This window comes from Ferrimonas sediminicola, from assembly GCF_005116715.1.
Lineage (GTDB): Bacteria > Pseudomonadota > Gammaproteobacteria > Enterobacterales > Shewanellaceae > Ferrimonas > Ferrimonas sediminicola.
The window spans coordinates 144,795-171,577 of record NZ_SWCI01000005.1; the positions used below are offsets into that span (position 1 = coordinate 144,795).

The 26,783-nt window shown below is 62.3% G+C and carries 22 protein-coding genes; 7 read left to right on the forward strand and 15 right to left on the reverse strand.

Translation table 11 applies throughout. The features are described 5' to 3' along the window. The first annotated feature begins 1 nt into the window (after position 1). Positions 2-2,416, forward strand: a complete 2,415-nt coding sequence (locus FCL40_RS09915; protein ID WP_169307070.1) for a sensor domain-containing protein — start codon at positions 2-4, stop codon at positions 2,414-2,416. 12 nt (positions 2,417-2,428) lie between these two features. On the opposite strand, the gene FCL40_RS09920 is transcribed toward FCL40_RS09915, so the two are convergent. The 9 genes from FCL40_RS09920 to FCL40_RS09960 all read right to left on the reverse strand — a co-directional run bounded on the left by FCL40_RS09920 (position 2,429) and on the right by FCL40_RS09960 (position 12,239). Beyond that, positions 2,429-2,767, reverse strand: coding sequence for an antibiotic biosynthesis monooxygenase family protein (locus FCL40_RS09920; protein ID WP_136853140.1), 339 nt, complete (start codon positions 2,765-2,767; stop codon positions 2,429-2,431). A gap of 39 nt (positions 2,768-2,806) precedes the next feature. After that, positions 2,807-4,027, reverse strand: a complete 1,221-nt coding sequence (pepT, locus tag FCL40_RS09925) for a peptidase T (RefSeq protein WP_136853141.1) — start codon at positions 4,025-4,027, stop codon at positions 2,807-2,809. A gap of 94 nt (positions 4,028-4,121) precedes the next feature. Continuing rightward, positions 4,122-4,514: a TM2 domain-containing protein gene (locus tag FCL40_RS09930; protein ID WP_136853142.1), complete on the reverse strand. Its 393-nt coding sequence runs from the start codon at positions 4,512-4,514 to the stop codon at positions 4,122-4,124. Further along, positions 4,511-4,762, reverse strand: a complete 252-nt coding sequence (gene yidD / locus FCL40_RS09935; RefSeq protein ID WP_229360308.1) for a membrane protein insertion efficiency factor YidD — start codon at positions 4,760-4,762, stop codon at positions 4,511-4,513. Before yidD ends, FCL40_RS09930 begins: the two co-directional genes overlap by 4 nt. Then, positions 4,762-4,983, reverse strand: coding sequence for a DUF4177 domain-containing protein (locus FCL40_RS09940; RefSeq protein ID WP_136853143.1), 222 nt, complete (start codon positions 4,981-4,983; stop codon positions 4,762-4,764). The genes yidD and FCL40_RS09940 overlap by 1 nt, the downstream gene beginning before the upstream one ends. A 99-nt stretch (positions 4,984-5,082) precedes the next feature. Next, positions 5,083-6,831 carry an ABC transporter transmembrane domain-containing protein gene (locus tag FCL40_RS09945; RefSeq protein WP_136853144.1) on the reverse strand — a complete coding sequence of 583 codons (1,749 nt, stop codon included), beginning with the start codon at positions 6,829-6,831 and terminating at the stop codon, positions 5,083-5,085. 290 nt (positions 6,832-7,121) lie between these two features. Further along, positions 7,122-10,157 (reverse strand): efflux RND transporter permease subunit, encoded by a 3,036-nt coding sequence (locus tag FCL40_RS09950; protein ID WP_136853145.1) that lies wholly within the window; start codon positions 10,155-10,157, stop codon positions 7,122-7,124. 8 nt (positions 10,158-10,165) lie between these two features. Then, positions 10,166-11,227 carry an efflux RND transporter periplasmic adaptor subunit gene (locus tag FCL40_RS09955; RefSeq protein ID WP_136853146.1) on the reverse strand — a complete coding sequence of 354 codons (1,062 nt, stop codon included), beginning with the start codon at positions 11,225-11,227 and terminating at the stop codon, positions 10,166-10,168. A 1-nt stretch (position 11,228) separates the two neighbouring features. Then, the gene (locus tag FCL40_RS09960; protein WP_169307071.1) at positions 11,229-12,239 is read right to left on the reverse strand and encodes an efflux RND transporter periplasmic adaptor subunit; all 1,011 of its coding nucleotides are present in this window, start codon (positions 12,237-12,239) and stop codon (positions 11,229-11,231) included. Positions 12,240-12,449: 210 nt separating this feature from the next. Here FCL40_RS09960 and FCL40_RS09965 point away from each other — a divergent pair, with 210 nt between their 5' ends. Further along, on the forward strand, positions 12,450-13,169 hold the full coding sequence (locus FCL40_RS09965; protein WP_136853148.1) for a TetR/AcrR family transcriptional regulator: 720 nt from the start codon (positions 12,450-12,452) through the stop codon (positions 13,167-13,169). 39 nt (positions 13,170-13,208) lie between these two features. Here the strand turns inward: FCL40_RS09965 and FCL40_RS09970 are convergent, their stop codons facing one another. Genes FCL40_RS09970 through FCL40_RS09980 form a run of 3 tightly spaced genes read right to left on the reverse strand, consistent with a single transcriptional unit; the run spans position 13,209 to position 16,169 of the window. Continuing rightward, positions 13,209-14,303 (reverse strand): ABC transporter permease, encoded by a 1,095-nt coding sequence (locus tag FCL40_RS09970; RefSeq protein WP_136853149.1) that lies wholly within the window; start codon positions 14,301-14,303, stop codon positions 13,209-13,211. After that, positions 14,300-15,226, reverse strand: a complete 927-nt coding sequence (locus FCL40_RS09975) for an ABC transporter ATP-binding protein (RefSeq protein WP_136853150.1) — start codon at positions 15,224-15,226, stop codon at positions 14,300-14,302. Before FCL40_RS09975 ends, FCL40_RS09970 begins: the two co-directional genes overlap by 4 nt. Next, positions 15,219-16,169, reverse strand: coding sequence for an HlyD family secretion protein (locus tag FCL40_RS09980; protein WP_136853151.1), 951 nt, complete (start codon positions 16,167-16,169; stop codon positions 15,219-15,221). The genes FCL40_RS09975 and FCL40_RS09980 overlap by 8 nt, the downstream gene beginning before the upstream one ends. Positions 16,170-16,482: 313 nt before the next feature. On the opposite strand from FCL40_RS09980, the gene FCL40_RS09985 reads away from it, so the two are divergent. After that, positions 16,483-17,994 carry a phospholipase D family protein gene (locus FCL40_RS09985; RefSeq protein WP_136853152.1) on the forward strand — a complete coding sequence of 504 codons (1,512 nt, stop codon included), beginning with the start codon at positions 16,483-16,485 and terminating at the stop codon, positions 17,992-17,994. A 62-nt stretch (positions 17,995-18,056) separates the two neighbouring features. Here the strand turns inward: FCL40_RS09985 and FCL40_RS09990 are convergent, their stop codons facing one another. After that, entirely contained in the window at positions 18,057-19,643 is a 1,587-nt protein-coding gene (locus FCL40_RS09990) for a S8 family serine peptidase (RefSeq protein WP_136853153.1), read from the reverse strand. Between the two features lie 601 nt (positions 19,644-20,244). Here FCL40_RS09990 and FCL40_RS09995 point away from each other — a divergent pair. The 4 genes from FCL40_RS09995 (at position 20,245) to FCL40_RS10010 (ending at position 24,115) form a co-directional block, all read left to right on the forward strand. Next, on the forward strand, positions 20,245-21,753 hold the full coding sequence (locus FCL40_RS09995; RefSeq protein ID WP_136853154.1) for a flavocytochrome c: 1,509 nt from the start codon (positions 20,245-20,247) through the stop codon (positions 21,751-21,753). 10 nt (positions 21,754-21,763) lie between these two features. Next, the gene (locus FCL40_RS10000; protein WP_136853155.1) at positions 21,764-22,129 is read left to right on the forward strand and encodes a cytochrome c3 family protein; all 366 of its coding nucleotides are present in this window, start codon (positions 21,764-21,766) and stop codon (positions 22,127-22,129) included. 66 nt (positions 22,130-22,195) lie between these two features. Continuing rightward, complete coding sequence (locus FCL40_RS10005; RefSeq protein WP_407644146.1) at positions 22,196-22,930, forward strand: cupin domain-containing protein; 735 nt, start codon at positions 22,196-22,198, stop codon at positions 22,928-22,930. 57 nt (positions 22,931-22,987) lie between these two features. Next, positions 22,988-24,115: a hypothetical protein gene (locus FCL40_RS10010; RefSeq protein WP_136853157.1), complete on the forward strand. Its 1,128-nt coding sequence runs from the start codon at positions 22,988-22,990 to the stop codon at positions 24,113-24,115. 103 nt (positions 24,116-24,218) lie between these two features. Here the strand turns inward: FCL40_RS10010 and FCL40_RS10015 are convergent, their stop codons facing one another. Together FCL40_RS10015 and FCL40_RS10020 are read right to left on the reverse strand one after the other, a co-directional pair. After that, positions 24,219-24,971, reverse strand: coding sequence for a TetR/AcrR family transcriptional regulator (locus FCL40_RS10015; protein ID WP_136853158.1), 753 nt, complete (start codon positions 24,969-24,971; stop codon positions 24,219-24,221). 111 nt (positions 24,972-25,082) lie between these two features. Then, on the reverse strand, positions 25,083-26,207 hold the full coding sequence (locus FCL40_RS10020) for a cation:proton antiporter (RefSeq protein ID WP_136853159.1): 1,125 nt from the start codon (positions 26,205-26,207) through the stop codon (positions 25,083-25,085). Positions 26,208-26,783 lie beyond the last annotated feature (576 nt).

The following is a 26,783-nucleotide window of genomic DNA, read 5'->3' on the forward strand; positions in this document are numbered from 1 at the left end:
CATGCTGGCGAGATGGGCCGATGCCACAGGGGTGCTGATCACCGTGACCCAGGGCGACAGGCCCGAGGTGCTCTGCAGCGCTGACTCCTATTCCGGGGAGGCGCTCGACCCGATACTGGCACCAGTTGCCGAACAGCTCCATGCCTCGCTGAACTACACCTCTCCCAAGGGCGGTTGCGATCCCAGGCTGCACCTGACCGAGGTGTTCTGGCCCAACGGAGTCCTGTTTGGCCTGCTGTGCCTCCATGGCCCGGCCAGCCTCACCGATGAGGTGACGCTGATGAGGGACAACCTGGTGGGCAGGATGGAAAATGACCTGTCCCGCCAGTTGCCCCTGGGCCCGGGCGATCGGGCCCCAGACCCCGGCCCGGAACCTCCCGTCTCCCTCAACGACTTTATCAACAGCATCGAGGACCACGTCTGGATCAAGGACACCGAGGGTCGCTACGTTGCCGCCAACCGCAGCGTCGTCCGCGATTGGGGCTGCTCCCCCCTGGGAAAGAGCGACTCCCAGCTGTTCGGTCCGGAGCGGGCCGCCCTGTTCGAGGCCGCCGATAGCAAGGCGATCCGCCAGTGCCGGCAGATGGTGGTGGAGGAGTGCGCCGATCCCGGTGATCCCGAACAGAAAACTTGGCTGGAGACCATAAAGAGCCCCATCATCAGCGAACAGGGAACCCTGCTCGGAGTGCTCGGCATGACCCGCAACATCACCCAGAGGAAGGTGTTCCAGGAGCAGCTGACCCTGGCAGCCACGGTGTTTGCCAACTCGGCCGAAGGGGTGATGATCACCGATCACCACGGCACCATCATCGAGGTCAACGAGGCGTTTTGCCGGATCACCGGCTACCAGCGTGAAGAGGCGCTGGCCAACAACCCCAGACTGCTGAAGTCCGGCCGGCACGACCCGGAGTTCTACCGGACGATGTGGCAGCAGATGCTCAGCCAGGGCCATTGGCATGGCGAGGTATGGAACCGCCGCAAGGACGGCACCCTCTACCCCCAGATGTCGACCCACTCGGCGGTCTACGACGATGAGGGCGGCATCCGCTACTTCGTCGGCATCTTCGCCGATATCTCCCAGCAGAAACAGACCGAAGAGCGGCTGGCCCACATGGCCTACCATGATCCCCTGACCGGCCTGCCCAACCGGATCCGGGTGCACAGCCGGCTGGACAGCGAGATCGCCCGGGCAAGCCGCACCCACAATGAGCTGGCGGTGGTGTTTATCGATGTGGATCACTTCAAGCTGATCAACGACAGCCGCGGTCACCTGGCGGGAGATGAGGTCCTGTGCGAGTTCGCTGTGCGTCTGCGCCGGCAGGTGCGCCAATCCGATACCGTCGCCCGCATCGGTGGCGATGAGTTTGTGGTGCTGCTACCGGAGATCGACGGCACCGCCGCCGCCGACATCGCCCACAAACTGATGGCCCTGTTCCAGCAACCGGTGACCCTAAGCTCAGGCGAACACCTCAAACTCACCGGCAGCATGGGCATCGCCCTCTATCCCCAGGATGGCGACAACCGGGACACCCTATTGCGCAACGCCGACACCGCCATGTACCGCGCCAAGCAGCAGGGGCGAAACAGTTTTGCCTTCTACACCCATGCCCTCACCGAGCGCTCCGTGCAGCACCTGAAAATGCAGAGCGCCCTGCACCTGGCCCTGCCCAAAGAGGAGTTCTCCCTGGTCTATCAACCGCAGATCGACCTCCACGACGGCCGCATGGTGGGGGTGGAGGCGCTGCTGCGCTGGCACTCAGAGGATCTCGGCTCCGTCTCCCCCTCAGACTTCATCCCGGCCGCCGAGCGCATCGGCCTGATCGATGAGATTGGTCTGTGGGTGCTCAGGGAAGCCTGCGAGCAGGGAGCCCGCTGGCTGGCTCAGGGACTCCACTTCGGCCGCATCGCCGTCAACATCACCGGGCCCCAGTTGCTCAAGGAGAATTTTGTCGGCGAGGTGGGGAGGATCCTGGCGCAGAGCGGCCTGCCGACCTCGGCCCTGGAGCTGGAGGTCACCGAAAACTTCATGATTCAGAACCCGGAGGAGTCTATTCAGCGGCTGCGCCAGCTCAGGGGGATGGGAGTACAGATCGCCATCGATGATTTTGGCACCGGCTACTCCTCCCTCAGCTACCTGAAGCGGCTGCCCCTCAACACCCTCAAAATTGACCGCAGTTTCGTCAGCGGCCTTCCCAAAGATCAGGACTCCAGGGCGATCGCCGAGGCGATCATCTCCATGGGCCACTCTCTGTCCCTGACGGTGATCGCCGAGGGGGTGGAACACCGGGACCAGGTCGGCTTCCTCAGCGACCACGGCTGTCGGCTGGCCCAGGGCTACCTGTTCGGCCGTCCCGTCAGCGCCGACAAGATCGCCGAGCTGCTGGTCACCGATGCCCGCTGTCACGTGACCGACTGAAGCGGCCCAGCCTCAGTCCAGGTCGGCAAAGTAGGCATCAAGCTGGCGCTGGTCGCCGGCGCGATCGCTGACCACCACGGCGCTGCGAACCCGATAGTGACGAATCAGTGCCTTGGACGACGGATCCTCGGCAAACAGCTGCTGCAGATGGCGCTGCCAGCGGTGCACATCCTCCTGGCTCAGCCAGAAAGAGAGGCTGAGCAGCTTGTGCTCATCCATCAGGCTCTGGAACCTCTCGATGGAGACCAGCCCCTGGTGGCTGCTGATCATGCTCAGCAGCCGCTCCGACAGGGCGGTAAAGGCCTCCTTACCGGACTCGGTAGGATAGATCTCCAGAATCACCGCAATCATTGCCCCTCCGCAACGGGGCCCCGGGGCCCCGCAGTTCCACTAAGAGCGGTCCGCCGTCAGCTGGCAAAGCCTGACGATCACCGCCACCGCCCGCTCCATCCCCTCCAGGGTGATGAACTCGTGCTTGCCATGGAAGTTGTACCCTCCAGTAAAGATATTAGGACAGGGAAGCCCCTTATAGGAGAGGACGGCGCCATCGGTGCCGCCGCGAATTGGCTTGATCTCCGGCACAACCCCACACTGGATCATCGCGTCGCGGGCCAGCTCGATGATGTGGGGATGAGGCGCGACCTGCTCCTTCATGTTGCGGTAGCCCTCCTGCCACTGCAGCTCACAGGGGCGGCCGGCGCGGGTAAAGGCGTCGGCCTGGGCCTGCAGGAAGGCGCGCCGGCGCCCCAGGGAATCCAGGCAGAAGTCGCGCACGATGTAGTGCAGGCTGGCCTCGGCGGTACCGCCCTTGATCCCCACCAGGTGGAAGAAGCCCTCGTAACCCTCGGTGTGCTCCGGGGTCTCGCCCATGGGCATCTGCTGATGGAAGGCAGTGGCCAGGGTCAGGGCGTTGACCAGCTTGCCCTTGGCGCTGCCGGGGTGCACCGAATTGCCGGAGAACACCAGAGTGGCGCTGGCGGCGTTGAAGTTCTCAAACTCCAGCTCGCCCACCGGACCGCCGTCGATGGTGTAGGCCCACTGGGCGCCAAACTTGGCCACATCGAATTCGCTGGCGCCCAGGCCAATCTCCTCGTCCGGGGTAAAGCCGATGCGGATGGGGCCGTGCTCAATCTGCGGGTTGGCCTTGAGCACCATCATGGCGGTGATGATCTCGGCGATCCCCGCCTTGTTGTCCGCCCCCAGCAGGGTGGAGCCGTCGGTGGTGATCAGGGTCTGGCCGACAAGGCTGCTGAGCACCGGATACTGGGCGGGGTCCAACCTCTCCCCCTGCTCCCCGAGGGGGATGACGCCACCGTCATACTGCCGAATGATCTGCGGCCGGACCCCCCTGCCCGAGGCATCGGGGGCGGTGTCCATATGGGCGATAAAACCGATGGTGGGCAGCTCACGCCCACAGTTGGCCGGCAGGGTGGCCATCACATAACCATTGTCGTCCAGGGAGACCTCATCGAACCCCAGGTTGGTCAGTTCGCCATACAGGGCGCGCGCCAGCACCAGTTGCCCCGGGGTGCTGGGCAGGCTATCCGACTCGGCGTTGGACTGGGTATCGAAGGTAACGTAGTGAAGGAATCGGTCTAACAGCTTGTCCATGGCGGCTCTCGGTTGCACTCAAAGTGGTCCATTATGCCCTTGCCCGCCCCGGGCTGGCGGTGCGGTGGATCAAGCTGCCGACAATTAACCGGGATCACTCTCGGCCTGAGCGTACCCGCTTCAGGCAACGGGCCATCACCCGGTTGTTGTAGCGGTGGACAACCTGCTGGGCGGCGAACAGCTGGGGCAATTCCATGACCAGCACCAGGAGGATGGGCAGCCAGCCCCAGTATCCGGGCATCAGCACAAGCAGCCCCCCCCCCAGCAGCATCAGCGCCAGGTTGATGCCCCCCTTGAGGTGCTCCCCCAGGTAAAAGTGGTGCAACCCCGCCAGGAAACACCAGTTAAGTGCGGCATAGGTATCGGGGTCCTTGACCTGTTGGCGCTCCAGCGCATAGTAGCGCCGCTTCTGCTCGTCGGTCAGTGCCCGTATCTCCATCCTGAGCTGCTCCTCCTGGCGGTTGAGTTGTTCCAAATTCTCTGTCATGGCCACTCCTTGGGCAGGGGATCGGGGTGACGCCGGACGCAGTCCGGGTTGTTGCAGCGGCGGATGCGCTGCCACCCCAGTACGATGCCGCGGCACACCCCGAAGCGGAGGATAGCCTGGCGGGTATACTCGGAACAGCTGGGGGTGAAATTGCACTCCAGGTTGAAGTAGCGCCGAGACCCGCCCCCCTGCTGGTAGCGCCGAATCAGCGCGCTGGCCAGCCTCTGTCCCAGGTGGGGACCGCTCATCAGCGATTGCGGCCCAGGGTGACGATCACCGCCTCGCGCTCCCAGAACAGCATGTAGCGCTTGCGCTCGATCACCTGGAACACCAGCTGCCAGCCCTGGGCGGCCTCCTCGTTGAGGGTGGCCTCCACCCGCTTCAACGGCAGACCGCTGGAGCCCAGCAGCAGGGTGCCGCAGCCCCCCTCGGCAATGTGAATCACCTTGTACTCGTTAAACTGTGCCATCTCAACTCACTCATGATAGAAAACCCCTCTACACTACTGCAGAGAAATTCAAATTTAAACCAGTAAGACAGTTAGTTAGATAACAATCATCAAAGAAGTTCAGCTGACCAGCTGCAGATCCGCCAGCTCCCTGTAGAGGGCGTTGCGGGCCACCAGCTCACTGTGGGTACCCTCGGCGATGACCCGGCCCTGCTCCATGACGATGATGCGATCCGCGTTGACCACGGTGGCCAGCCGGTGGGCGATGATCACCGTGGTCTTGCCCCGCATCAGTTCATCCAGGGCCAGCTTCACCTGCTGCTCGCTGGCCGCATCCAGGGCACTGGTGGCCTCATCCAGCAGCAGCACCGGCCGGTCAGCCAGCAGTGCCCGGGCGATGGCGATACGCTGCTTCTGGCCGCCGGAGAGACGCACGCCCCGCTCCCCCAGGTTGGTGTCATACCCCTGGGGCAGTGCCTGGATAAACTCCTCGGCGCGGGCAGCCCGGCAGGCTTGCTGTACCTCCGCCAGGGTGGCGTCCGGGCGGCCGTAGCGCACGTTCTCCAGGGCGCTGGTGGCGAAGATCACCGACTCCTGGGGCACCAGGGCGAACTGACTGCGGATCAGCTTGGGGTCCAGCCGGGCCAGATCGGTGCCGTCCAGCAACACCCGCCCCCGCTTCGGCAGATAGAACCGCTGCAGCAACTGAAACAGGGTGGATTTGCCGGCGCCGCTGGGTCCCACCAGGGCCACCCGCTCGCCCGGCCTCAGGGTCAGGTTAAGCCCCTGCAAAACCGGCCTGTCCGGGGCACTGGGGTAGGCGAAGGAGAGGTTCTCCAACGCCAGCTCGCCGCGCACCGGCCTGGGCAACGACTGGGGCGATTCCGGAGCGCGGATCTCCGGCTGGGTGCCGAGCAGCTCCAACAGCCGTTCGGTGGCTCCCGCCGCCCGCTGCACCTCGCCGATCACCTCGCTGACGGTAGCCACCGCCCCGGCCACCATCACCGCGTAGAACAGAAAGGCGGTCAGCTCGCCGGCGCTCATGCCGCCACCGAGCACCTCCACGGCCCCCAGCCAGGCCACCAGGGTGATGGCGCCGACACTCAGCCCCATCACCAGGGCGATCAGCAGGCCGCGGTGGCGGATGCGGTTGGCGGCGGCCTCGATTACCGCCTCCACCCGGTCGTTGAAGTTGCGCCGGTCCACCGCCTCGTGGGTGTAGGATTGCACCGTATGGATCTCGTGCAGACTCTCGTCCACATAGGCGCCGATCTCCGCCACCCGATCCTGGCTGGCCTTGGCGTAGAGCCGCACCCTGGACCCCAGAACCCGGATGGGCACCAGCACCAGGGGAACGGCCACGGCGGCGTAGAGGGTCATCAACGGGCTGGTCACCAGCATCATCAGCAGCCCCCCCACCAGGGTAACGCTGGAGCGAAGCGCCATCGACAGGCTCATCCCCACCACGGTCTGGATCACCGTGGTATCGCTGGTGAAGCGGGAGATCACCTCGCCGGTGCGGGTGGTCTCGTAGAACCCCGGCGACAGGGTCAGCAGGTGATCGTAGACGCTGCGACGGATGTCGGCGCTGACCCGCTCCCCCAGCCAGGACATCAGATAGAAACGGCAGAAGGCCGCCACGGCCCCCAACAGGTTGATCCCCAGCACCACCAGCATGATCTGGTTGAGACGCTCGCCGTTGTCGGCCAAGAACCCCTCATCCACCAGCAGCTTGATCCCCTGCCCCAGGGCCAACCAACTGAGGGAGCCCAGCGCCAGGGCCACACAGGCGGCCACCACCCGGGCCCGGTAGGGTCTGAGCAGGGAGAGGATCCAGGGCAGGACGGCGGTCAGGGGGCGGCGCTTCATAGGACGGGGATCTCCGGTTGGGCTCGGGCGGCGAGCTCTCTGCCCCATCATAAACAAAAAACGGCGGAAAATGGGCCAGGACCACGACAAATCAACTACCTGGAGTCATCGACACCGGGCAAGCCCCCTACCTGCGCAGCAGTGTTCTGCAACCGGTGACCATTATCTCGGGGCGCGCTGATCTCTCAGGGGAGAGGACACCGCAGCGAGGACAAAAAAGGGCCGGTCAGGAGGCTGACCGGCCAAAACGCCTTTGGAAGGCAAGGGAAGCGAATATCCCGGGGGTTGAATCAGGGGGTCTTCACCTTGAAGAAGATGGCGTAGAGCACTGGCACCACCACCAGGGTAAGGATGGTGGCGAACCCCAGGCCAAACATGATGGTCACCGCCAGGGAGGCGAAGAACACATCGAACACCAGGGGGATCATCCCCAGGATGGTGGTCATGGCCGCGTTGGTGACCGGACGTACTCGGCTGATGGCGCTGTCGACAATGGCCTGATAGGGCTCTTTGCCACTGGCCATCTCCAGGTTGATCTGGTCCATCAGCACGATGCCGTTCTTCAGCACCATGCCGCTCAGGCTGAGCAGGCCCAGCAGGGCGGTGAAGGTGAAGGGCTGGTTGGTCACCAGCAGCCCCACGGTCACCCCGATCAGCGACAGAGGCACGGTCAACCAGATCACCGCCGGCTTCCTGAAGGAGTCGAACAGGAACACGGTGATGATGAACATAAACAGATAGCCCATGGGCAGAGAGCCGAACAGCATCGCCTGGGCGTCACCGGCAGACTCATACTCCCCACCCCACTCCAGGCTGTATCCGGGCGGCAGGTGCAGGGCTTCCACCTGGGGCTTGATGCGGCGGAACAGGGCGTCGGCGGTCTCCTCCCCCAGCACATTGTGATCCGCCAGCACCGTGATGGTGCGCTTGCGGTTCTTTCTCTGGATCAGCGATTCGGTCCACACCAGCTCGGTGTCCCGCACCACCTGCTGGATAGGCACGTAATTCTGCAGGGTGGGACTCCACAGCTTGAGGTTATCCAAAGTGGCGTAGTCGTCCCGGTACTGCTGCTCAAGACGGGTGACGATGGGCAGCATCCGGGTCCCGTCCCGGTACATCCCCACCTGGGTGCCGCCGAAGGCCATCTTCAGGGTCTGGGCCACCTCATCTGTGCCGATGCCGAGGCGCCGCGCCTGGGACTCATCGATCACCGGCACCAGCTCCTTGGTCTGCTCACGCCAGTCGTGGCGAATGCCGCGGGAACCCGGGTCCAGAGCGAGGATATTCTCCACCTCGGCGGCCAGCTGACGCAGCACCCGAGGATCGGCACCAGAGATGCGCGCCTCAATCTTGGACTTGGGCGAAGGACCGATCTCCATCAGCTTCAGCTGGAACTGAGCCTGAGGAAAACGCTCGGGCATCACCCGATCCAGGCGGTTGGCCAGGGCAAACATCTTCTCCTGATCCGGACTGCGAATCGCCAGCTGAGCATAGGAGGCGTAGCTGTTCTCCGGCGCATAGGTCAGGGTGAAGCGGGGCATACCCTGGCCGACGGTGGCAGCGACATACTCGGTCTCCTTCTGCTTCAGCACGTAGGCCTCAATCTCCTTGACCACCTGCTCGGTGCGGCGGATATCGGTGCCCTCAGGCAGCCACAAATCCAGATAGAACATCGGCGTGTTGGAGGGCGGGAAGAACGCCTGCTTGACGCTGCCGAAGCCGACAGTGGCCCCGGCCAACATCAGCATCATGGCCACCACAGTGGTCTTGCGATGGTTGAGGCACCAGCTCAGCAGGGCGCCAAACACCTCGAAGATGCCGCCCTTATAGGGGTCCTCACTGCTCTGCTCACCCTTGGGCGCGGATAACATCAGGTCCGCCAGGAACGGGGTCAAAGTCAAGGCGGTTACCCAGCTCAGGAAAAGCGAGAACAGCAGGACATAAAACAGGGAGTTCATAAACTCGCCAGTGGCATCGGCGGAGAGGCCGATGGGGGCGAAGGCCACAATGGCGATCACCGTGGCCCCCAGCAGCGGCCACTGAGATTGATTGACAATCTCCTTACAGGCCTCCAGCTTGCTGCGGCCACGCTGCAGCCCCACCAGGATCCCCTCGACCACCACGATGGCGTTGTCCACCAGCATCCCCAGGGCGATGATCAGCGCCCCCAGGGAGATACGCTGCAGCTCAATGCCGTCATACTCCATCATGACGAAAGTGCCCAGCATGGTCAGCAGCAGCACGGTGCCGATGATAAGGCCACTGCGCAGCCCCATGGTGAACAGCAGGATGACGATAACGATGGCCACCGCTTCCGCCAGGCTGATCAGGAAGCCATTGACCGAACTCTCCACCTCCTGGGGCTGGTGATACAGGGGGTGCAGCTCGATCCCCACTGGCCTGTCCTGCATCAGCTCCGCCATACGCTGGTCGATGGCCCGGCCCACCTCCACCACGTTAACGCCATCGGAGAAGGCGATGCCCAGGCTCAGGGCCTGCTGACCGTTGAAGCGCAGCAGGTGATTCGGCACCTCCTGGAAGCCCCGGTGCAGGGTGGCCACATCGCTCAGGCGCACCAGCTGCCCGGTATCCCGGCCGTGGATGATGGGGTCCATGCTGGACCCCTGGGCGGTGGGACGCAGATACAGAGACTCGCCATTGATGGTCATCTTGCCGGCGTCCAGCACGGCGTTCTGCTGGGTTAACAGGTTGATCACCTGGGCCATATCCAGGTTCAGGGCCGCCAGGCGGGTCAGGGAGAGCTCGATATACGCCTGCTCCTGCTGCTCGCCAGAGATGTCCACCTTGCCCACACCGTCGATCAGCTCCAGCTCCCGGCGCAGCATATCCACGTACTGCTTGAGCTCGTCGTACTGATAGCTGTTGCCGGTGACCAGGTAGAGCACACCAAACACGTCGCCAAAGTCGTCCACCACCCTGGGAGGATAGGCTCCGGAGGGCAACTGGGGCTTCAGGTCATTGACCTTGCGGCGCAGCTCATCCCAGATCTGGGGGAGCTTGTCGGGGCCATAGGTGGACTCCATCTCCACGGTGATCTGAGACAGCCCGGGGGCGGAGGTGGAGGTGATCTTCTTGACGTAGGGCAGCAGCCGGATCGCCTTCTCGATGGGATAGGTCAGCTCCTCCTCCACCTCCTCAGCGGTGGCCCCGGGGTAGATGGAGATCACCATCGCTTCTTTGATGGTAAAGGCGGGGTCCTCCAGGCGTCCCAGGTTCATAAAGGAGGAGCTGCCTCCCAGCGCTAGCAAAATCAGGAACATCCAGCTGATGACGCGGTGTTTGATCGTGTATTGTGCAATATTCATTATCTGATTCAGTCCTTCTCGACCACTAGCACACGCTTATTGGGTCTCAGTCGAGACAATCCGGTGGTCACCACCCGGTCACCGCTGGAGATGCCACCCACAACCAGGGCGCCCTCCTGCCCCATCTGCACCACCTCTACCGGCACAGGCTGAACACTGTCACCCTGGAGTACCCACACCTGGAAGCCGGGCTCGCTGCCCCTGGCCTGCAACGCGGTAACAGGCAGTCGGTAGCCACTGGTGGCGGGCAGCCCGGCCTGGCGCAGGTCCAGAAGCACCTCCACCGCCTGGCCAGGCAACAACCCCAGATCCGAGCCGAAGGCGGTCAGACGGGCGGTGTAGCTGCCGCGCTGCTCGTCCAGTTTCAGGGCGTGCTCCAGGTAGGTCATCTCCAGCTCACCCTGCTTGCCCAGCACGGTCACCCTGGGCTGATAATCGGCGTTGGGGATGAAGTTCACCGCCTGACTCAGCAGGGTATCCGGGATATCCATCTCCACATCGGTGCGGTCGCTGCGATACAGGGTCATCACGGTCTCTGCCGGTGAGACGGTCTCATACGCCTGCTTCTCCAGGGCATCCACCACCCCATCGAAGGGGGCCCGCAGTTCGGTGTAGGTAAGCATCGCGTCGGCGGATTTGAGGTTGACCTTGGCCAATCTGAGTTGAGCGGTCAGTTCGTCGAACTCGGCCTGGGCCACCAGCCCCTTATCCAGCAGCACGGAGGAGCGCTGCCACTGGCGCTGCAGCAGCTCCTTCTGCGCCTTGGCGTCCTGCCACTGCTGCTGAGGGATATCGTCATCCAGCCTGGCCAGGATCTGGCCCTTTTTCACCGTCTGACCCGGCAGAACATGGAGGCTCTCCAGCTTGCCCTCAATGCGAAACGCCATGCGGGTCATCTCCGCCACCGAGACCTGGCCGTTGAACAGGCGCGCAGACACCTGCTCCGGGGCACTCAGCAGCTGGACTTCTACCCTCTGAGCCGCCGCAGGTTCGATGTCGGTGTCCTGAGAACAACCGGAGATCAGGGCCAGCAGCGCCGAGGTCAGTGCCAATCTCTTCAAACTCGTCATCTTAGATTCCTCGCTCCCGCTCCCAGACCCGCACTTTCTGGCCCTGCATCAGCCGACTGGCACCGGCGGCCACAATGCGATCGCCCCGGTTGAGGCCGGACACCACCTGACCCTGCTCATCCAGCACCACCTCCACTTCACTGAGGGTCTGGGTCTCGGGCTCGATGCGCCACACCACCGGGTTGTCCCCCTGGTACTTGACCACGGCATCCTTGGGCAGGGAGACGGGCTGCATCTGCTGGTTGAGGGTGCTCAGCTCCACCCAGGCGTTCATGCCGGTCAAGGCATTGACCTTGGGGGGACGGGGAAGTGAGAGGGTGACCCGGTAGCTGTTGGTGTCCGGATCGGGCTGGGAGGCAAACTCCTTCACCCTGGCGCCCAGGTAACGGCCGGGGCGGCCGGTGAAACTGACGGTGGCCGCCAGGGTGCCTGCCTCCAGCATCTCGGCGCCATACTGAACCGGCAGGTTGAAACTGATGTCCACCTGGTCGTTGTTTTCCAGCTGCATCACCATCTGATTGGCCGCCATCACCTCCCCGGCGCGGGCGTGGGTCAGGGCCACATAGCCATCGAAGGGGGCCCGCAGCCTGGTGTCGTTGAGATCGGTCTGAGCCTGGGCCAGACGGGCCCTGGCCACCTGCAGATCGGTCTTGGAGCGATCGAACTGGTCTTCACTGATCAGTTTGCGTTCGAACAACTTGGCATCGCGCTCCGAGCGGATGGCCGCCAGATCCAGCTCCGCCTGCCTGGCCTGCACCGCCAGCTCATAATCCGTGGGATCCAGTTCCGCCAGCAGCTGGCCCTGACGGGCGAACTGCCCCATGCGCACGTAGAGGCCGCGCAGCTCACCTGAGATGCGAAATGCCATGGCGGCATGCTGAGTGGCGGAGACCTCCGCCGCAAAGGGGGGAAGCTGCTGCTGGTTGCCCACGACCATCGCCTTAACCGGCTGCACCGACTCCGTCGCCGTCTGGGATTGGGCAACGGCACTCCATGCCATTACAATGGTCATCAACAGGATCTGCTTCGAACGAGAGAAAATTGTCGAAGTAACTGAAGTATTTAACATGGTGAACCACGCATACGCAGATAAGAGTGGATTTACTATACGAGTGCATAGCCTATATACTGCACAAGCGGATAGCAAGTTTGCTATCCGCTTGTGTAGCAAATAAAGTTGAGCTAACACCCGTGTTTAGGCGTGGTTAATGAGTGAGGACCAATGACAGCAAAACGATCCGGAAGACAGAGTGCGACCTCGGCACAGCAGACCCGAAAGGTCATCCTATGCGCCGCCGCCGAGCTCTTTGTGGACAAGGGATTTGATCGGGTCTCCATCAGGGAGCTGGCCGACAAGGCCGGCGTCTCCCATGGCCTGATCCGCCACCACTTCGGCAGCAAACAGAAGATCTGGGAGCAGATCTGTGACCTGGTTCTGGAGGATGTGTTGCTGCAGTTGCAGGCGATCCTGGCTGAACTGGATCCGGCCCTGCCCGCCAATGAACGCTACTTCTATCTGATCACCCGTTTCCTGGCCACCCAGTTGAACGATCCCCGGCCGATGCGCCTGATGGTGGATGCGGTCCGGGACAACGAGATGCTGTTCAACTACTTTCAGGACGCTCCGGATGACATCGAGCGCTTCATGGACAATGAACTTCGGGCGGTACAGAAGCAGGGGTACCTACAGGGGATGCACCCCAAGGAGATGAAGTGGCTGATCTGCATGTTTACCGATGCCCCCGCCACCCTGGCGCCGCTGTTGATGGATGTCTACGGCACCAGCCTGGACGACGCCCGGGTGCAGCACTGGGATCTCGCCTGCCAACTGCTGGCTGGGCAGTTGGGAATTACCAAGGAAAAGATCCCGACCCCCAAGAGCATTGAGGAGGTCGCCCTGCCCTGGTCCCGCTGCATCACCGAGGGAATGGACGGCGACTGACCCTGGGCTGGGGGCCCCGATGGTTTGCCTAACGGCCGATCAGTCCAGGTTCTTCTTAAACCTCAGGGACGCCACCATCAGTCCCAGCACGGTGAAGCCGGCCAGCCACAGGGAATCCTGCCACATGGCACCGAGATCCGAGCCTCGCAACACCACCCCGCGGATCAGCCGCATGAAATGGGTCGCCGGCAGCGCCTCGGCGATCCACTGGGCCGCGTTCGGCATCGCCTCATAGGGGAACATGAAGCCCGACAGCAGGATGGAGGGCAGCAACACAAACACCGTCATCTGCATCGCCTGCAACTGGGTAGTGGCGATGGTGGAGATCACCAGGCCCAGGGTGAGGCTCGCCGAGATAAACAGCAGGGTAGCAAACAGCACCTGAGACAGATCCCCGTTGATGGGCACCCCAAACACCCACACACCCAGCCCCAGGATGATCGCCACCTGAAGCAAACCGATGAAGATGTAGGGGATGATCTTGGCCACCATCAGCTCCAGGGAGTGCACCGGGGTGGTGATCAGCAGCTCCAGATTGCCCCGCTCCCGCTCGCGGACGATGGCCGCCGAGGTAAACAGAATCATGGTCATGGTGAGGATCACCCCCAGCAAACCGGGAACGATGTTCACCGCCGAACGCCGCGACGGATTGTAGAACAACGCCACCTCGAAGGTGTTTGTCGGTTTGGGCTTGGAGACGATGAGGTCGCTGAGCGGCATGGTCTGCAGCTGCAGCAGCGCCGCGCTGATCATGGTGTCGGAGCCATCCACCAGCCACTGGCCCAGGGGGCGCCCCTGGGCCGCCCTCTGGGTGAGATCATAGGGCAGCACCAGGGCAGCCCGTACCCGGCCGGCGGCGATCGCCTGCTCCGCCTCTGTGACCGTGGCCAGCGTCTCGGTCACCCGAACCACCTGGGTGGCCTTCACCGACTCGGTGACCACTCGCCCCAAGGTGGCCTGGCTCTGGTCCACCACCGCCACAGGGATGTTGCGCACATCGGTGTTGATGGCAAATCCAAACAGCAGCAGTTGAATCAGCGGGATCATCACCACCATGCCGAAGGTGATGCGATCCCGGGAAAGCTGGCGCAGTTCCTTGAATACGATGGCCAGAATACGATTAACACTGTTCACTGGCGCCCCTCCCCGGTGCAGGTGACAAACACATCTTCGAGGCTGGGCCTGGCCAGGGTCAGTTCGGCGCCTTCCAGTTCGGGAAACTGCTGACGCAACCACCCCATGGGCTCGGACACCGACCTGTCCACCAGCACCCTAAGGCGAATGCCCAACTGGGCCGCAGAGCGGATCTCATTCAGAGGCAGCAGTTTCTCCTTGAGCCGGCGCAGATTCGGCGCTTCCACCTCCACCACGCTCACCCCCATCTGCTGCATCAAAGTCTCCGGCGGACCATCGGCACGCACCACACCGGCTTCCATGATCGCCAGGCCATGGCAACGTTCCGCTTCATCCATGTAGTGGGTGGTCACCAGTATGGTGGTGCCGGCGTCGGAGAGATCAAACAGCTGCTCCCAGAACTCACGGCGGTTCTCCGGGTCCACCGCCGAGGTGGGTTCATCCAGGAACAGCAGATCCGGCTTATGCATGGTGGCTGCCGCCAGCCCCAGGCGCTGCCTCTGACCGCCACTCATGCCGCCGGCCCTCTGGTTGATCAACCGGGTCAGACCATAGGTATCCAGTTGTTCTCCGATTCTCTGCCGGAGCTCAGCCCGCCCCATGCCATAGATCTGTCCGATAAACTCCAGGTTCTCCTTCACGGTCAGATCGTCGTAGAGGGAGAACTTCTGAGTCATGTAGCCGATGCGCAGCCGCAGCGCCTCCGCCTGCCTGGGGATCTCCAGCCCCAGCACCGACACGCTGCCCTCGCTGGGTTGCAGCAGGCCGGTCAGCATGCGGATGGTGGTGGACTTGCCACAGCCGTTCGGACCCAGGAAACCGTAGATGCTGCCCGTGGGCACCTTGAGGTTGAGCCCGTCCACCGCCTTGAAGTCACCAAACCGTCTCACCAGGTCGCTGGCTTCGATGGCGTAGTTACTCACGGGGCATCTCCACCTGGGCGGGCACGCCGGAGGGCAGTCTCATGGCAGACTCGGGCAACAGCACCTCGGCCAGATAGACCAGCCGCGCCCGGTCCTGCTCATTGAGGGCGAAATAGGGGGTAAAGGAGGGCTCGGTGGCGATCCAGCGCAGCCTGCCCTGGAACGACGTCGCCACCCCGTCCACATGGACCGTCAGAGGCATCCCCGGCGTCATCGCCACCCGATAGGGCTCGGGCACATAGACCCGGGCAAAGGGGGCCATCTCCGCCTGAATGGCGGCAACGACGCCGTTCTTGGGCACCCGCTCACCCACGTTGTAGGGCAGGCTGTCCAGGATGCCGTCGCGGGTGGCCACCACGGTCAGATCGCTGAGGATCTGCTGCTGCAGGGCCTGCTCCGCCTGGGCCGCCTCCAGGGAGGCCCGGGCCTGGGTGATGTCCTCTACCCGGCTACCCCGGGTGAGCTTTGCCAGCTGTTCTCTGGCGGACTCTCGCTCGGCGATGGCCGCATCCCGATTGGCCCTGGCACTGTCCAGTTCCGCCTGGCTGGCCAGCTTCCTGTCCACCAGGGTCACCGCCCGGTGATAGTTGGCCTGGGCCTCCACCAGGGTGGCCTCTACCCTGTGCAGGTTGGCCTGAGCAGCGGCGATATCCTCGGGACGTTCGCCATTGGTCAGCCTGAGCAGATAGGCACTGGCCTTGGCCACTTCGGCACGGGCCCGGGCGACAATCGCCTTCTGCTGTTTGTCATCCAGCACCACCAGGATGTCGCCCTGGTGGACCGGGCTGCCTTCGGCTATGGGGGTACTGCGTACGATCTGATTGGCGGTGGCGGTGAGGATCACCCGGTCCCGCTCCAGGGTCCCCAGGGCCAGGGAGGGGGTACTGCCGTTGCAGGCAGAGATAATAGGTAAGAAAAACAAGAGGGCGGACAGGGCTCTCATCTGCGGGTCACTCCAAAAACTGTGAATGACAACAGTCTAGGCCTGAGGTAAAAATTCACCACAGGATTAATTCCCACTTTGAGGCCAAAATGGTGAATAAGCAAATCGGACGGCGCGGGAGGATTCGCAGTAAAGTCCGCCAAGAATCAAGCCCGCGACAGGCGGCCCCGGCGAATTGGCCCCCGAGGCCGGAGCTGAGGGCGGCCTCGGCGGTTCCATCCATCACGGCGGGCCGGCCCTGGCCGATTTTCGCTTGTTACCCAGACGAAGCCATTGCTAGGCTAACTGTTTACTCCTGTTGGGGGCCTGTGCCATGTTCAAACTGCCGTTGATGCTCCTGAGCGTTCTCCTGGCTGGGTGTGCCACCTCCCTGCCCGAGGTGGATCAGCCGGCCACTCATGCCCGGCCCGCCCCCGCTCACAGTCCACTCAGGCAGGCATTCGCGCCGCTGACGGCCCGCAACCCCGGGCTCAGCGGCGTCTACCCGGTCGCCGATGGCCGGGAAGCGTTGATCATCCGGATACTGGCGGCCAATCAGGCGGTCAGCAGCATCGACCTGCAGACCTACATCTACCGGGGAGATGATACCGGCCGCGCCCTGCTGTGGAGCCTGTGGCGGGCGGCGGAGCGAGGCGTGCGGGTGCGACTGCTGCTGGACGACATGCAAAGCGGCAAGGATCAGGCCCTCTCCCGCCTCAACCGGCACCCCAATGTCCAGGTACGGCTGTTCAACCCCTTCACCAACAGGCAGTGGCGCTCGGTAGAGATGCTCGGCAGTTTCCAGCGGACCAACCGGCGCATGCACAACAAGTCGATGGTGGTGGATGGTGCCCTGGCCGTCACCGGCGGCCGCAACATCGGCAACGAATACTTTTCCGCCAACCAGCAGGTCAGTTTTGGCGATTTCGACGTCATGCTGCTGGGGCCGGCGGTCGCCGATACCGCGGCGCAGTTCGACCTCTACTGGAACAGCGATTACGCCATCGGGGTAGAGCACCTGATTCCCGCCAGCCCGGCGATCACCACCGAGACGATGACCCGGCAGTTTGCCGAAACGATTCAGCGTGACCAGATCCGGCAGCAGGGCTATATCGACGCCTTGCACGACACGCCTCTGGCACGCCACCTGGCCGACAAGACCCTGCCCCTCTACTGGGGCAAGGTTCAGGTGGTGGCCGACAGCCCGGAAAAGGCGGCCATCGCGCAGCAGGCCCCCACCCTGATGATGGACGCCCTGGCCCGCCAGTTCGAACAGGCTGAACAGAATCTGCTGCTGGTCTCCCCCTACTTCGTTCCCGGAGAGCCGGGGGTGAAGGCTCTGGCCAAGTTGGTCGGTCAGGGGGTCCGGGTGCGGGTCCTCACCAACTCCCTGGCCGCCACCGATGTGGTGGCCGTTCACTCCGGTTACCGCGGATACCGTCGAGCGATGCTCGAGGCCGGTGTCGAACTGTGGGAGGTCAAGCGGACTCCAGGCCTGAAACCTGGGGGGTGGAACACCTCGTCCCAGGCCAGTCTGCACGCCAAGACCATGGTCTTTGACCGCAGAGTGCTGTTTGTCGGCTCATTCAACCTGGATCCCCGCTCGGCCCGGATCAACACCGAGATGGGGGTATTTATCCACTCCGACGAATTGGCGAGCGAGGTGAGTGACGGCCTGGGTGAAGCGCTGAGCACCATCGCCTACCGGCTGACCCTGGAGGAGGGGGAGTTGAGATGGCAGGACCTGGAGTCAGGCACCACCCTGGACAGCGAGCCGGATGCGGGCTGCTGGCGTCGTCTCGGTGCCTGGTTGCTGCAATGGCTGCCCATAGAGGATCAATTGTAGCGTTCAAGAAAAGAGGGCCGGAAAGGATCCGGCCCTGTCACTGTTGGTCAAACGGTCACTCTCTACTTGGAGGTGGGTTTGCCCTTGGGTCCCTTGCTCGGCTTGCCACCGCCACCGGTGTCGCCACCGCCGCTGCTGCCAGTGCAGTTGGCCAGGGCCAGGTGGGCGTCGTAGGCTCGCACCAGGCCATAGCCGTAGGCATCATCACGTCCCGCGACCCCCAGGTCCTCTGCGGTGCTGGCCAGGGCAGAGCGCACCTCGGCATTACTGCAGGTGGGGTTGTTGCTCCACACCAGGGCCGCGACACCGACCACGTGGGGCGTGGCCATGGAGGTGCCGTCGAAGTAGGCATAGTGATCGGTGGCTACCGCCAAATCAGCCGTCCCCAAGCTGGCCTGAAGTGCCGCGCCGTCGGTGTCGCTGATCCCCACGGAGGGGATGCTGGTGGCGGTCTCACCCAGGGTACCGTAGAGCATGCCGGGTTCGTTGTTGTAAATCACCGCACCGATGCCGCCGTTGCTTTCACAGTTGAGCACCTTGTCGGCAAAACTGACATTACCTCGGGCAATCAGGCAGATCTTGCCCGAGGCGGCACAACTGGCCTCACCGGTGCCACAATCCACCAGGTCACCCGACACCGACTGGATCGGCGAGCCGTCCATCATGGCGGACGCGATGGCGGCGCCGTTGACGGTCAGATCGGACTTGGCGGCACTGTTCATGGGGACCGAGGACAAGACTCCCACCCCCGGGCCGGACAGCTCAACCTGGTTGGTCTTCTGGGAGAAGTCCGCCACCAGCTTATGCTCGTCGATGGCAGCCACGGAGATCACCGAGTCGTAGGAGGCCGGATAGGAGTGACGGGTGTTGCCGTCGTTGCCGGCGGCAGCGATGCTGAGAATCCCCTCGGCAAACGCCTGATCGAATGCGCCCATCTCGGTCCGGTTGGAGCGGGAGCCGCCCAGGCTCATGTTGATCACCATGCGCTCCAACTGACGGTCGGTCTTGGCTGCCTTACAGGCATCCAGAGCCGCCACCAAGCCGGAGGAGTAGGCCCAACCGTCGGCACCAAACACCTTGATAATGTGCAGGTTCAGGTTACTGTTGGGTAGCACGCCCACCACGCCGACGTCATTGGCGACACCGGCGATGGTGCCCGCCACGTGGGTACCATGGCTGTTCTCATCGGTATACCAGTTGCCGGTGCCGGCATCGTTGGTGCCCTGGACCGCACCATTGTGGTTCAGATCTTCATGGCTGCCGTCGTAGCCGGAGTCGATGATGCACACCAGGGTGTTGGAGGCGGCGGCGTCGGACAGCATGTCCGCCTGAACCATGGGAATGCCATAGGGAACGGTTTGCGACATCAGGTAACGCTTGGTGTCCGCTTCCACATACTCCACATTGGGGTTGTGCTCCAACCCCTTGAGAGCCGGGGCCGGCAAACTCACCGCCATGGCGTCATAATTCGCCAGTACCCGCTCGACCTTGCCTTTGCTCTGAGCGACACTGGCCGCCACGCCCTGACCTGTCCCGGTCTTGAATTTAACGATGTAACGTTCCATGTCGTCGGCCGCATGGCCCAGATTCACCAGGCTAAGGGCCGCCAGGGTGGTGGCGGCCAGGGCACTTTTCTTTATCGGTGTCATAGGTTCTACCCATTGATAGTTATGATTATTCACTTCCTTCAGGTCACGACCACACACTGTGACAAAGAGCAACCTAGGCGGTCAAAGTGGGTGTGTAAAGATCCACAACCGGTAGGTCGACAGACGGATGGTTCACCGTTTCCCTTCCAGGCCGAACAAGACACTGCCATGATCGCCCCGCGGCCGACACAGCCTCTGCAAAGACGGAAAATATACGCCATTGAGAGTTTTTTTCGTCACCGCAGGCGCCCTGATCCGGACGACTCTCGACAACCCATGTCGTAACAGCGGCTTGAAACATGTTGTCATTCTGGACCGACCAGGCCTGCCCCCCTGGCCGACTCGGCCAGGTGAAAAAACTCTTTTGAAGCGGATCACGGACTGCCGGGGACCCCAACCGGCGATCCAGCCCACACTCTCCCCGAAATCTGCGAGCCGACTCCGATTCATTTCAATTCAGCTCTAACTCCAACGCCTAACTCAGTAAAATTGTTCGGCAGTCACCTCTCCAGCGAGAACAGTTTCTCCATAGAAGCGTCACGGCATGGTAAGCGGTGTCCCCGTAACCTCTGACCCACACACACTCGACTTTGGAGAAATCATGTCGAACAGACGTTCATTCCTGCGACTCGGTGCCGGCCTGGCCGCCGGTGGCCTGGCAGCAGGACTGCCCGCGGTGGCAACCGCCGCCCCCGCCACCCAATGGGATGAAGAGGTGGATGTCCTGGTGATCGGTTCCGGCTTCGCCGGCCTCTCCAGCGCACTCAACGCCAAACGTCAGGGCCTGGGCAAGGTCCTGGTCCTGGAGAAGATGCAGGTTATCGGCGGTAACTCCGCCATCAACGGCGGCTGGTTCGCCGTGCCGAAGAACCCGATCCAGCTGGCCCAGGGGATCGAAGATGACAGCCCCGCCGAGCTGGTTAAGGACCAGATGATCTCCGGCCGCGGCATGGCCGACGAAGCGATGCTGACCCAGATCGCCGAGCATGCCCTGGGCGCCTACCACATGTGCGTCGATGCCGGCGTCGAGTTCCGCAAGAACTTCAACATCCAGGTGGGCGGCCACAACAAGGCGCGCGCCATCCGCACCAAGCACGGCACCGGTGGCGACATCACCACCAAGCTGTTCGAAACGGGCAAGAAAGAGGGCGTGGAGTATCGCCTTCAGCACTTCATCGAAGATTTCATCCTCAATGACCAAGGTGAAGTCGAGGGCGTGCTGGTACGCCGCGGCTATCGCTTCCCCGACCAGAAGACCGGCTCCCTGGTGCGCATCAAGGCCAACAAGGCGGTGATCTGCGCCTCCGGCGGCTTCACCCGCAATATGGCCCTGCGCGCCGCGGTGGATCCCTCCCTGGATCCCACCCTGGATGGCACCAACCATCTGGGCGCCACCGGCGAAGTGATGCTGGCGGCCATGGCCCACGGCGCCCTGCCGGTGCATCTGAACATGATCCAGACCGGTCACTGGGGCTCTCCGGACGAGGGCGGCTTCGGCTGGTCCAACGCCCTGCTCTCCATTGGCTGGCATGAGGGGATCTCCGTCAGCGTACTCAACGGCAAGCGCTACATGAACGAACGCGCCGACCGTCTGACCTGCTCCACCGCCATCATGAAGAACCGCCACCAGGACGGCACCCCCGCCTACCCCCTGGTGTTCTTCAACTACAACGATCACCCCGATGATGACCGTGTGGTCCGCGCCCTGCGTGACGAGATGGCCTGGAAGGTGGACAGCCTGGAACAGCTGGCAGAGCAGTTCAACGTGCCCCTGACCGAGCTCAAGCAGACCGTCGCCCAGTGGAACGCCCAGGTGCGCCAGGGCACCGATCCGGACCATGGCCGCAAGATGGACACCGCCGTCGAGCTCAAGCCCCCCTTCGTGGTCTCCCGCATCTGGCCCAAAGTGCACTACTGCATGGGCGGCCTGAAAACCGACATGGGTGGCCGGGTGCTGGATTGCCGCACCATGAAGCCGATCAAGAAGCTGTACGGTGCCGGCGAGGTAACCGGTGGGGTACACGGCCACGCGCGGCTGAGCTCCACCTCCTGCCTGGAGTGCCTGACCATGGGCATGATCGTGCCCAAGACCATCAAAGCGGACGCCTGAGGAGAACGCCATGAAACGAGTACTGATCTCCCTGGGACTGATGCTGGCCCTGTGCAACACCGCCCAGGCCGGTGATCTGGTCAAGGTGAAGGGGTCCATCAAGGGCCGCAGCAACCACCAGTTTATCTATGAAGACGGCTGCAAAACCTGCCACCAGGGCTCTGCCCGTAAATACGTAGACGACAGCGCCTGCATCGACTGCCACGGCGACATCAACGACATCGAGGTGACCCGTGAACTGGTGCTCGAGGAGGCCAACCCTCACAAGAGCATCCACTTCAACCAGGGCGCCAGCTGCCTGGCCTGTCACGCCGAACACCAGACCAAGGCTCCCGTCTGCTCCGAGTGCCACCGCACCTGGTTCGACGAGATGTAACCCATTTGGCGGCGGGCGCCTCGCCCGCCGCCACATACACAACAATACCGATATAGGAAGAGAATGATGAAGAAACTCGCACTGATCCTCGGCGCCCTGTGCTCCGGCTCCGTAATGGCCAACGCCCACCTGGAACACGCCCAGCTGCCCTACCAGCAGGCGACCGCCATCCCTTACGACTCCACCCCCTACTCGCCTCAGACCACCATGCCTGAGCAGTGCCGCGATCCCCTGGTTGAGAAATACATCGCCGACTGGGAAGCGGGCAAGGTCGACTTCAACACCATCAAGTCCAATGACTCCATCGCCAAGGACCAGCGTTTCTGTAAGACCATGGATGACGACGGCAACATCATGGAAGCCAAGGACTGCAAGCTGGAAAACGCCCCGGTTGGCTACCTGTGGAAAGAGCTGTCCGACGCACCTGTGGTTATCGGCATCACCAACGGCGGCAAGTCTGACCACGCCCCCCACTTCCACGGCCAGCCCGAGTGCTACTACGCCGTATCCGGCCGTGCCCGCACCCTGGCTGACGGCCAGTACAAGTGGATGGAAAAGGGCATGTACTTCTACATCCCCGGCAACACCATCCACAACACCCCCATCACCGACGATCAGGGTTTCGGCGTGATGTACTGGTACCCCAAGAACGCCCACTTCGATGGCTTCAAGTACTACTGGCGCAAAGACGTGAAGAACCTGCGTGTTGCCGAAGAGGCGTTCGACCGCGTCGATGCCCTGCGTAAGGCAGCCATGGACCTGGGTCCCTATGGCACCAACCAAGACAAGTTCGAAAAGTAAAACAACCGGAATTATTGGAGCCGGTGCTGCCGGCTCCCAGTTAAGGCAGTGAATACTATGAAACACGCAACCAAGCTTTCCCTGGTGGCCGGCGCCATCTTTGCCCTGCTCAACCCCATGGCCCAGGCCCAGGAAGACGGCATCAGCGTCGGCGGTGCCGTTCGGGTGAACTACGGGCTGAAGTTCTACAGCGACAGCTCCAAGGACAAGGCCGGCGACCTGACCTTCGACATGGCCGCCCTCAAGTTCAATGGCAAGCACGGTGACTGGGGCCTCTCCTCCGAGTACCGCTTCACCTCCGGCACCCACTACATCAAATATGGCTACGGCTACTACGACGCCACCCCCGAGTGGCAGATCCAGTTCGGCATCAACAAGGTGCCCTTCGGCAACCGCGACTTCATCTCCAACAGCTGGTGGTTCGGCATCCCCTACTACCTGGGCTTCGAAGACGACCATGATGTGGGCATCAAGGCCACCTTCGACAACGGCAAGTGGCACACCGACCTGGGCTTCTACAAGAACCCCGAGTACGGCGCCTCCGAAAACAAGCGCTACGCCACCGACCTGTATACCGGCACCATCAACGGCACCGACTACTACAACGAAGAGAGCAACCAGCTGAACCTGCGCCAGACCTATACCCTGGAGCACGACGGCGGCAGCACCACCATCGGCGGATCCGTACAGTGGGGCCAGATCTACAACAGCAAGACCGAAGAGAACGGCGACCGCTACGCCATCGCCGCCCATCTGGACTCCAGCTTCCATGGCTGGAACATCCAGCTGCAGGCGATGCAGTATGAGTACGACGCCAAGAACCAGGAGGGCGTGGATCCCAACAAGATCGGCGTTTCCGTGGTGAGCTGGCAGTACGAGATCGCCTCCAAGGGCCAGGCGTACAACTTCAACATCGCCAAGACCATCCCCACCGACTGGGGGAGCGTCAAGATCTACAACGACTTCGGCGTGATGACTCCGGACACCGACGACGACAGCTTCGACAACAGCTACCAGAACGTCACCGGCGCCGCCATCGCCGCCGGCCCGCTGTACATCATGGCGGATTTCGTCATGGGCAAGAACATGACCTTCTCCACCGAGATGGACGACCACGTTGGCCTCAAGGAGGCGGGCGACGGCTGGGATCAGCGCATCAACATCAACTTCGGCTACTACTTCTAAGCCGGCGATCAACTCCTGACACAAGCCAAGGCTCCCGCAAGGGAGCCTTTTTTATGAGTATAAAAAAGCCCCCGTAGTGGGGGCCGGCAGCGACAGCTCGACGCTAACCGTCGTGTTTCGCCTGCATCGCCATGCAACGGCTGCAGCTGTTGAAATCCCGGCGATTGGCCTGATAGTACATGTGCACCCGCACCCCCACCCGTTCAAACTGAGCCAGGGTCAGGGGCTCTCGCCAGCCGTAGGGCTTGAACACGTTCTGCAGCTGACGGAACAGGGTCTGGCGTTTCTCCTGCAGGAACTCCTTGCCGATCAGGCGGCATTCGTAGGCGGACAGCGCCCCGCTCAGGTAGAAAGTGATCGCCTGGGCCAACTCCCTGACCTCATCCTGGGAGGCCACCAGCTCCCCCTCGTTGACCGCCTGCTTCAGATAGTCGGAGATCCGCTCCCAGTAGAGGTTGATACGCTGCTCGAACGCCTTGGCCTTATCGGCACTCGCCAGGCGCCATACCCGGCTGTTGACCGCCACCTGACGGACCAGGTTGAAACTGGGAGAGAAGTAGGTGGCCTCGAAGGTGAAGACGATCGGCAACAGCACCCGTTCGACGGCCGTCAACCCCGGGTGCAGCGCCTCGAAATCATCGAAGTGATTGGCGGTGGCATTACGCAGGAAACAGCATACCAGCAGATCCTCCTTGCTCTCGAACAGCTTGTAGAAGGTGGAGTTGGCGATCTCCGCCTCCTTAGCGACCTGGGAAAGCTTAAAGGAGATCAATCCCTGCTGGTCAATCATCCCCTCGGTAACATCGAGAACGGCCTGACATTTCACCCTGAGGGCATCGGTGTGGGGACAGCGCATGGCAGAAAACCTATGAAGGAGAAACCCAAGCAGCCATTTTACTCGAGGGCAAGCCAACCCGCCGGACACGCATCACATCCGCGCCAGCCTGTTGTACCCGGCTGTCCAGAATCAGCGGTCGCTCACAGAGGCCGACGCCAATGGGCGCTGAATCAACAACTCAAACAGGATCACCCCGTAACAGGCCGACTGTATGGTCCACCAGGCGGTAACCGACACCGGCAGCGACAGCACCAGGGCCAGGGTGACCGGGCCATGCACCGGCAATCGCCACCAGAGTGCACCGGCGCCGGCGGGCAGCGGCGGTTTCAGCCAGTGAACGATGCCCCACAATACCGGACCCCGAGCAAGCAGACAGAGGCCGATGGCCGCCAGCATCACCCAATAGCGCTCGGTAAACATCGACAACGTCAGGGAAAACCCCAGAGCCACCACCAGCAGATCGGCGCCCAGGCTGGCTCCCTCCTCCACCGGCGCGGTCGGAATCCGCCTCAGTTGCGGCAGGCTCAGCAGCAGCGTCAGCAGACAGACCGCCGCACCGGGCAGGCCCAACCCCCTCTCCGTCCCCCAGAACACCAGGTAGGCCAGCGGCAGCGTCAAGGCCCCATTGCGGCGCAACAGGGGTTTGAGTAACCACGACAGCAGCCAGGAGAGCAGCAGGGAGAGGGTCAACAGGCGCACCCAGGTGGCACCGACTTCGGCACCGCTGAGGCTGGACAGGGAACCGGCCTGGTTCAGTACCATCAGGCCGGCGAAGGCAAACAGCTCCACCCATACGCCCTCCCCCTCCAGCATCACCAGCAGGGATCGCTGCCGGTGAGCCAGTTGACTGCTCCAGCTGGGATCCGCCGCGGCCAACAGGGTGCCGGCCACCACGCCGGACAGCAGGGGAAAACCGGGATGATCCACCAGCATGAACAGGCCGACGCCCACCAGGGAGAGAGTCAGCAGGAAGATCAGGGACGCCGGCCCCACTACCCAGGGCCACAGCAGCCTCAACCGCCGCCTGGAGATCGACGAGGCAGCCTGGACCAGCAACCAAGGCAGAATCAGGTAGTAGATGGCATCAGCCATCCCCTTGGCACCGATGCCGCTCTGCCACCGAAGTGTACTGATGAGTTGACCCACGAGTAACCCGAATGTTAACAGGATGATGTGTCGCCCGGTCTGGGGAACGCCTCTCAGGGCCGCCACCAGGGTGACCGCCACCAGGATCAGCAGCCAACTGGCCTCCAAAATCCACCTCCGATGTTGTAGGAGCTTGATTTGCCGTGCTTAGTATGGACCATCAGGCCACTTTTGTGATCTGGCTCAAATCGCATTGTGCAAAATTTAAACATCGACGCATTTTGTAATTTACATTCTTTTTCTGGCGGTAATTTCCGCAAAGGAGCGGCTTTTCTTGTTATTTTTCTACATTATCCAATGAGCGAAGCGGCATATTTTGGGCTCCGGGCTCATTTCAGGCAGAACCAAATTTGCGCCAAGCTTGTCATCCTTATTCACTTTTATGATTAAGGTTCAACTGCATATTCCAAAATTAGCCATCGAGCCTCTTTAGCGCCACTAAGCCCACTAGGCCATGCTGACAAAAAATTCAGGTAAGACACTGTTTACAAATGATTTTTTTTGCTTGTAATGAAATGGTTACAAAAGCGGCTTTTTTTATGTGACTCAGATCACTTCGCCACCCGCCACCCAAGGGATCCCGATCACGGTTTTGGGTCATTTGGGACGAGAAACTCATTCCGGATTGCTACTAAAATGTGAAGTTCATCCACATTGATCCAGATCAATTTTCTGGAGTGCTTT

What these genes read in the sequence shown, in the direction of transcription:
- FCL40_RS09985 (WP_136853152.1), top strand. Translation starts at nt 16,483, where the DNA reads ATGTTCAAACTGCCGTTGATGCTCCTGAGCGTTCTCCTGGCTGGGTGT.
- FCL40_RS09920 (WP_136853140.1), bottom strand. Translation starts at nt 2,767, where the DNA reads ATGATTGCGGTGATTCTGGAGATCTATCCTACCGAGTCCGGTAAGGAG.
- yidD (WP_229360308.1), bottom strand. Translation starts at nt 4,762, where the DNA reads ATGAGCGGTCCCCACCTGGGACAGAGGCTGGCCAGCGCGCTGATTCGG.
- FCL40_RS09980 (WP_136853151.1), bottom strand. Translation starts at nt 16,169, where the DNA reads ATGAGAGCCCTGTCCGCCCTCTTGTTTTTCTTACCTATTATCTCTGCC.
- FCL40_RS09930 (WP_136853142.1), bottom strand. Translation starts at nt 4,514, where the DNA reads ATGACAGAGAATTTGGAACAACTCAACCGCCAGGAGGAGCAGCTCAGG.
- FCL40_RS09950 (WP_136853145.1), bottom strand. Translation starts at nt 10,157, where the DNA reads ATGAATATTGCACAATACACGATCAAACACCGCGTCATCAGCTGGATG.
- FCL40_RS09965 (WP_136853148.1), top strand. Translation starts at nt 12,450, where the DNA reads ATGACAGCAAAACGATCCGGAAGACAGAGTGCGACCTCGGCACAGCAG.
- FCL40_RS10010 (WP_136853157.1), top strand. Translation starts at nt 22,988, where the DNA reads ATGAAACACGCAACCAAGCTTTCCCTGGTGGCCGGCGCCATCTTTGCC.
- FCL40_RS09955 (WP_136853146.1), bottom strand. Translation starts at nt 11,227, where the DNA reads ATGACGAGTTTGAAGAGATTGGCACTGACCTCGGCGCTGCTGGCCCTG.
- FCL40_RS09960 (WP_169307071.1), bottom strand. Translation starts at nt 12,239, where the DNA reads ATGACCATTGTAATGGCATGGAGTGCCGTTGCCCAATCCCAGACGGCG.
- FCL40_RS10005 (WP_407644146.1), top strand. Translation starts at nt 22,196, where the DNA reads ATGAAGAAACTCGCACTGATCCTCGGCGCCCTGTGCTCCGGCTCCGTA.
- FCL40_RS09915 (WP_169307070.1), top strand. Translation starts at nt 2, where the DNA reads ATGCTGGCGAGATGGGCCGATGCCACAGGGGTGCTGATCACCGTGACC.
- FCL40_RS09990 (WP_136853153.1), bottom strand. Translation starts at nt 19,643, where the DNA reads ATGACACCGATAAAGAAAAGTGCCCTGGCCGCCACCACCCTGGCGGCC.
- FCL40_RS09995 (WP_136853154.1), top strand. Translation starts at nt 20,245, where the DNA reads ATGTCGAACAGACGTTCATTCCTGCGACTCGGTGCCGGCCTGGCCGCC.
- FCL40_RS10015 (WP_136853158.1), bottom strand. Translation starts at nt 24,971, where the DNA reads ATGCGCTGTCCCCACACCGATGCCCTCAGGGTGAAATGTCAGGCCGTT.
- FCL40_RS09940 (WP_136853143.1), bottom strand. Translation starts at nt 4,983, where the DNA reads ATGGCACAGTTTAACGAGTACAAGGTGATTCACATTGCCGAGGGGGGC.
- FCL40_RS09945 (WP_136853144.1), bottom strand. Translation starts at nt 6,831, where the DNA reads ATGAAGCGCCGCCCCCTGACCGCCGTCCTGCCCTGGATCCTCTCCCTG.
- FCL40_RS10000 (WP_136853155.1), top strand. Translation starts at nt 21,764, where the DNA reads ATGAAACGAGTACTGATCTCCCTGGGACTGATGCTGGCCCTGTGCAAC.
- pepT (WP_136853141.1), bottom strand. Translation starts at nt 4,027, where the DNA reads ATGGACAAGCTGTTAGACCGATTCCTTCACTACGTTACCTTCGATACC.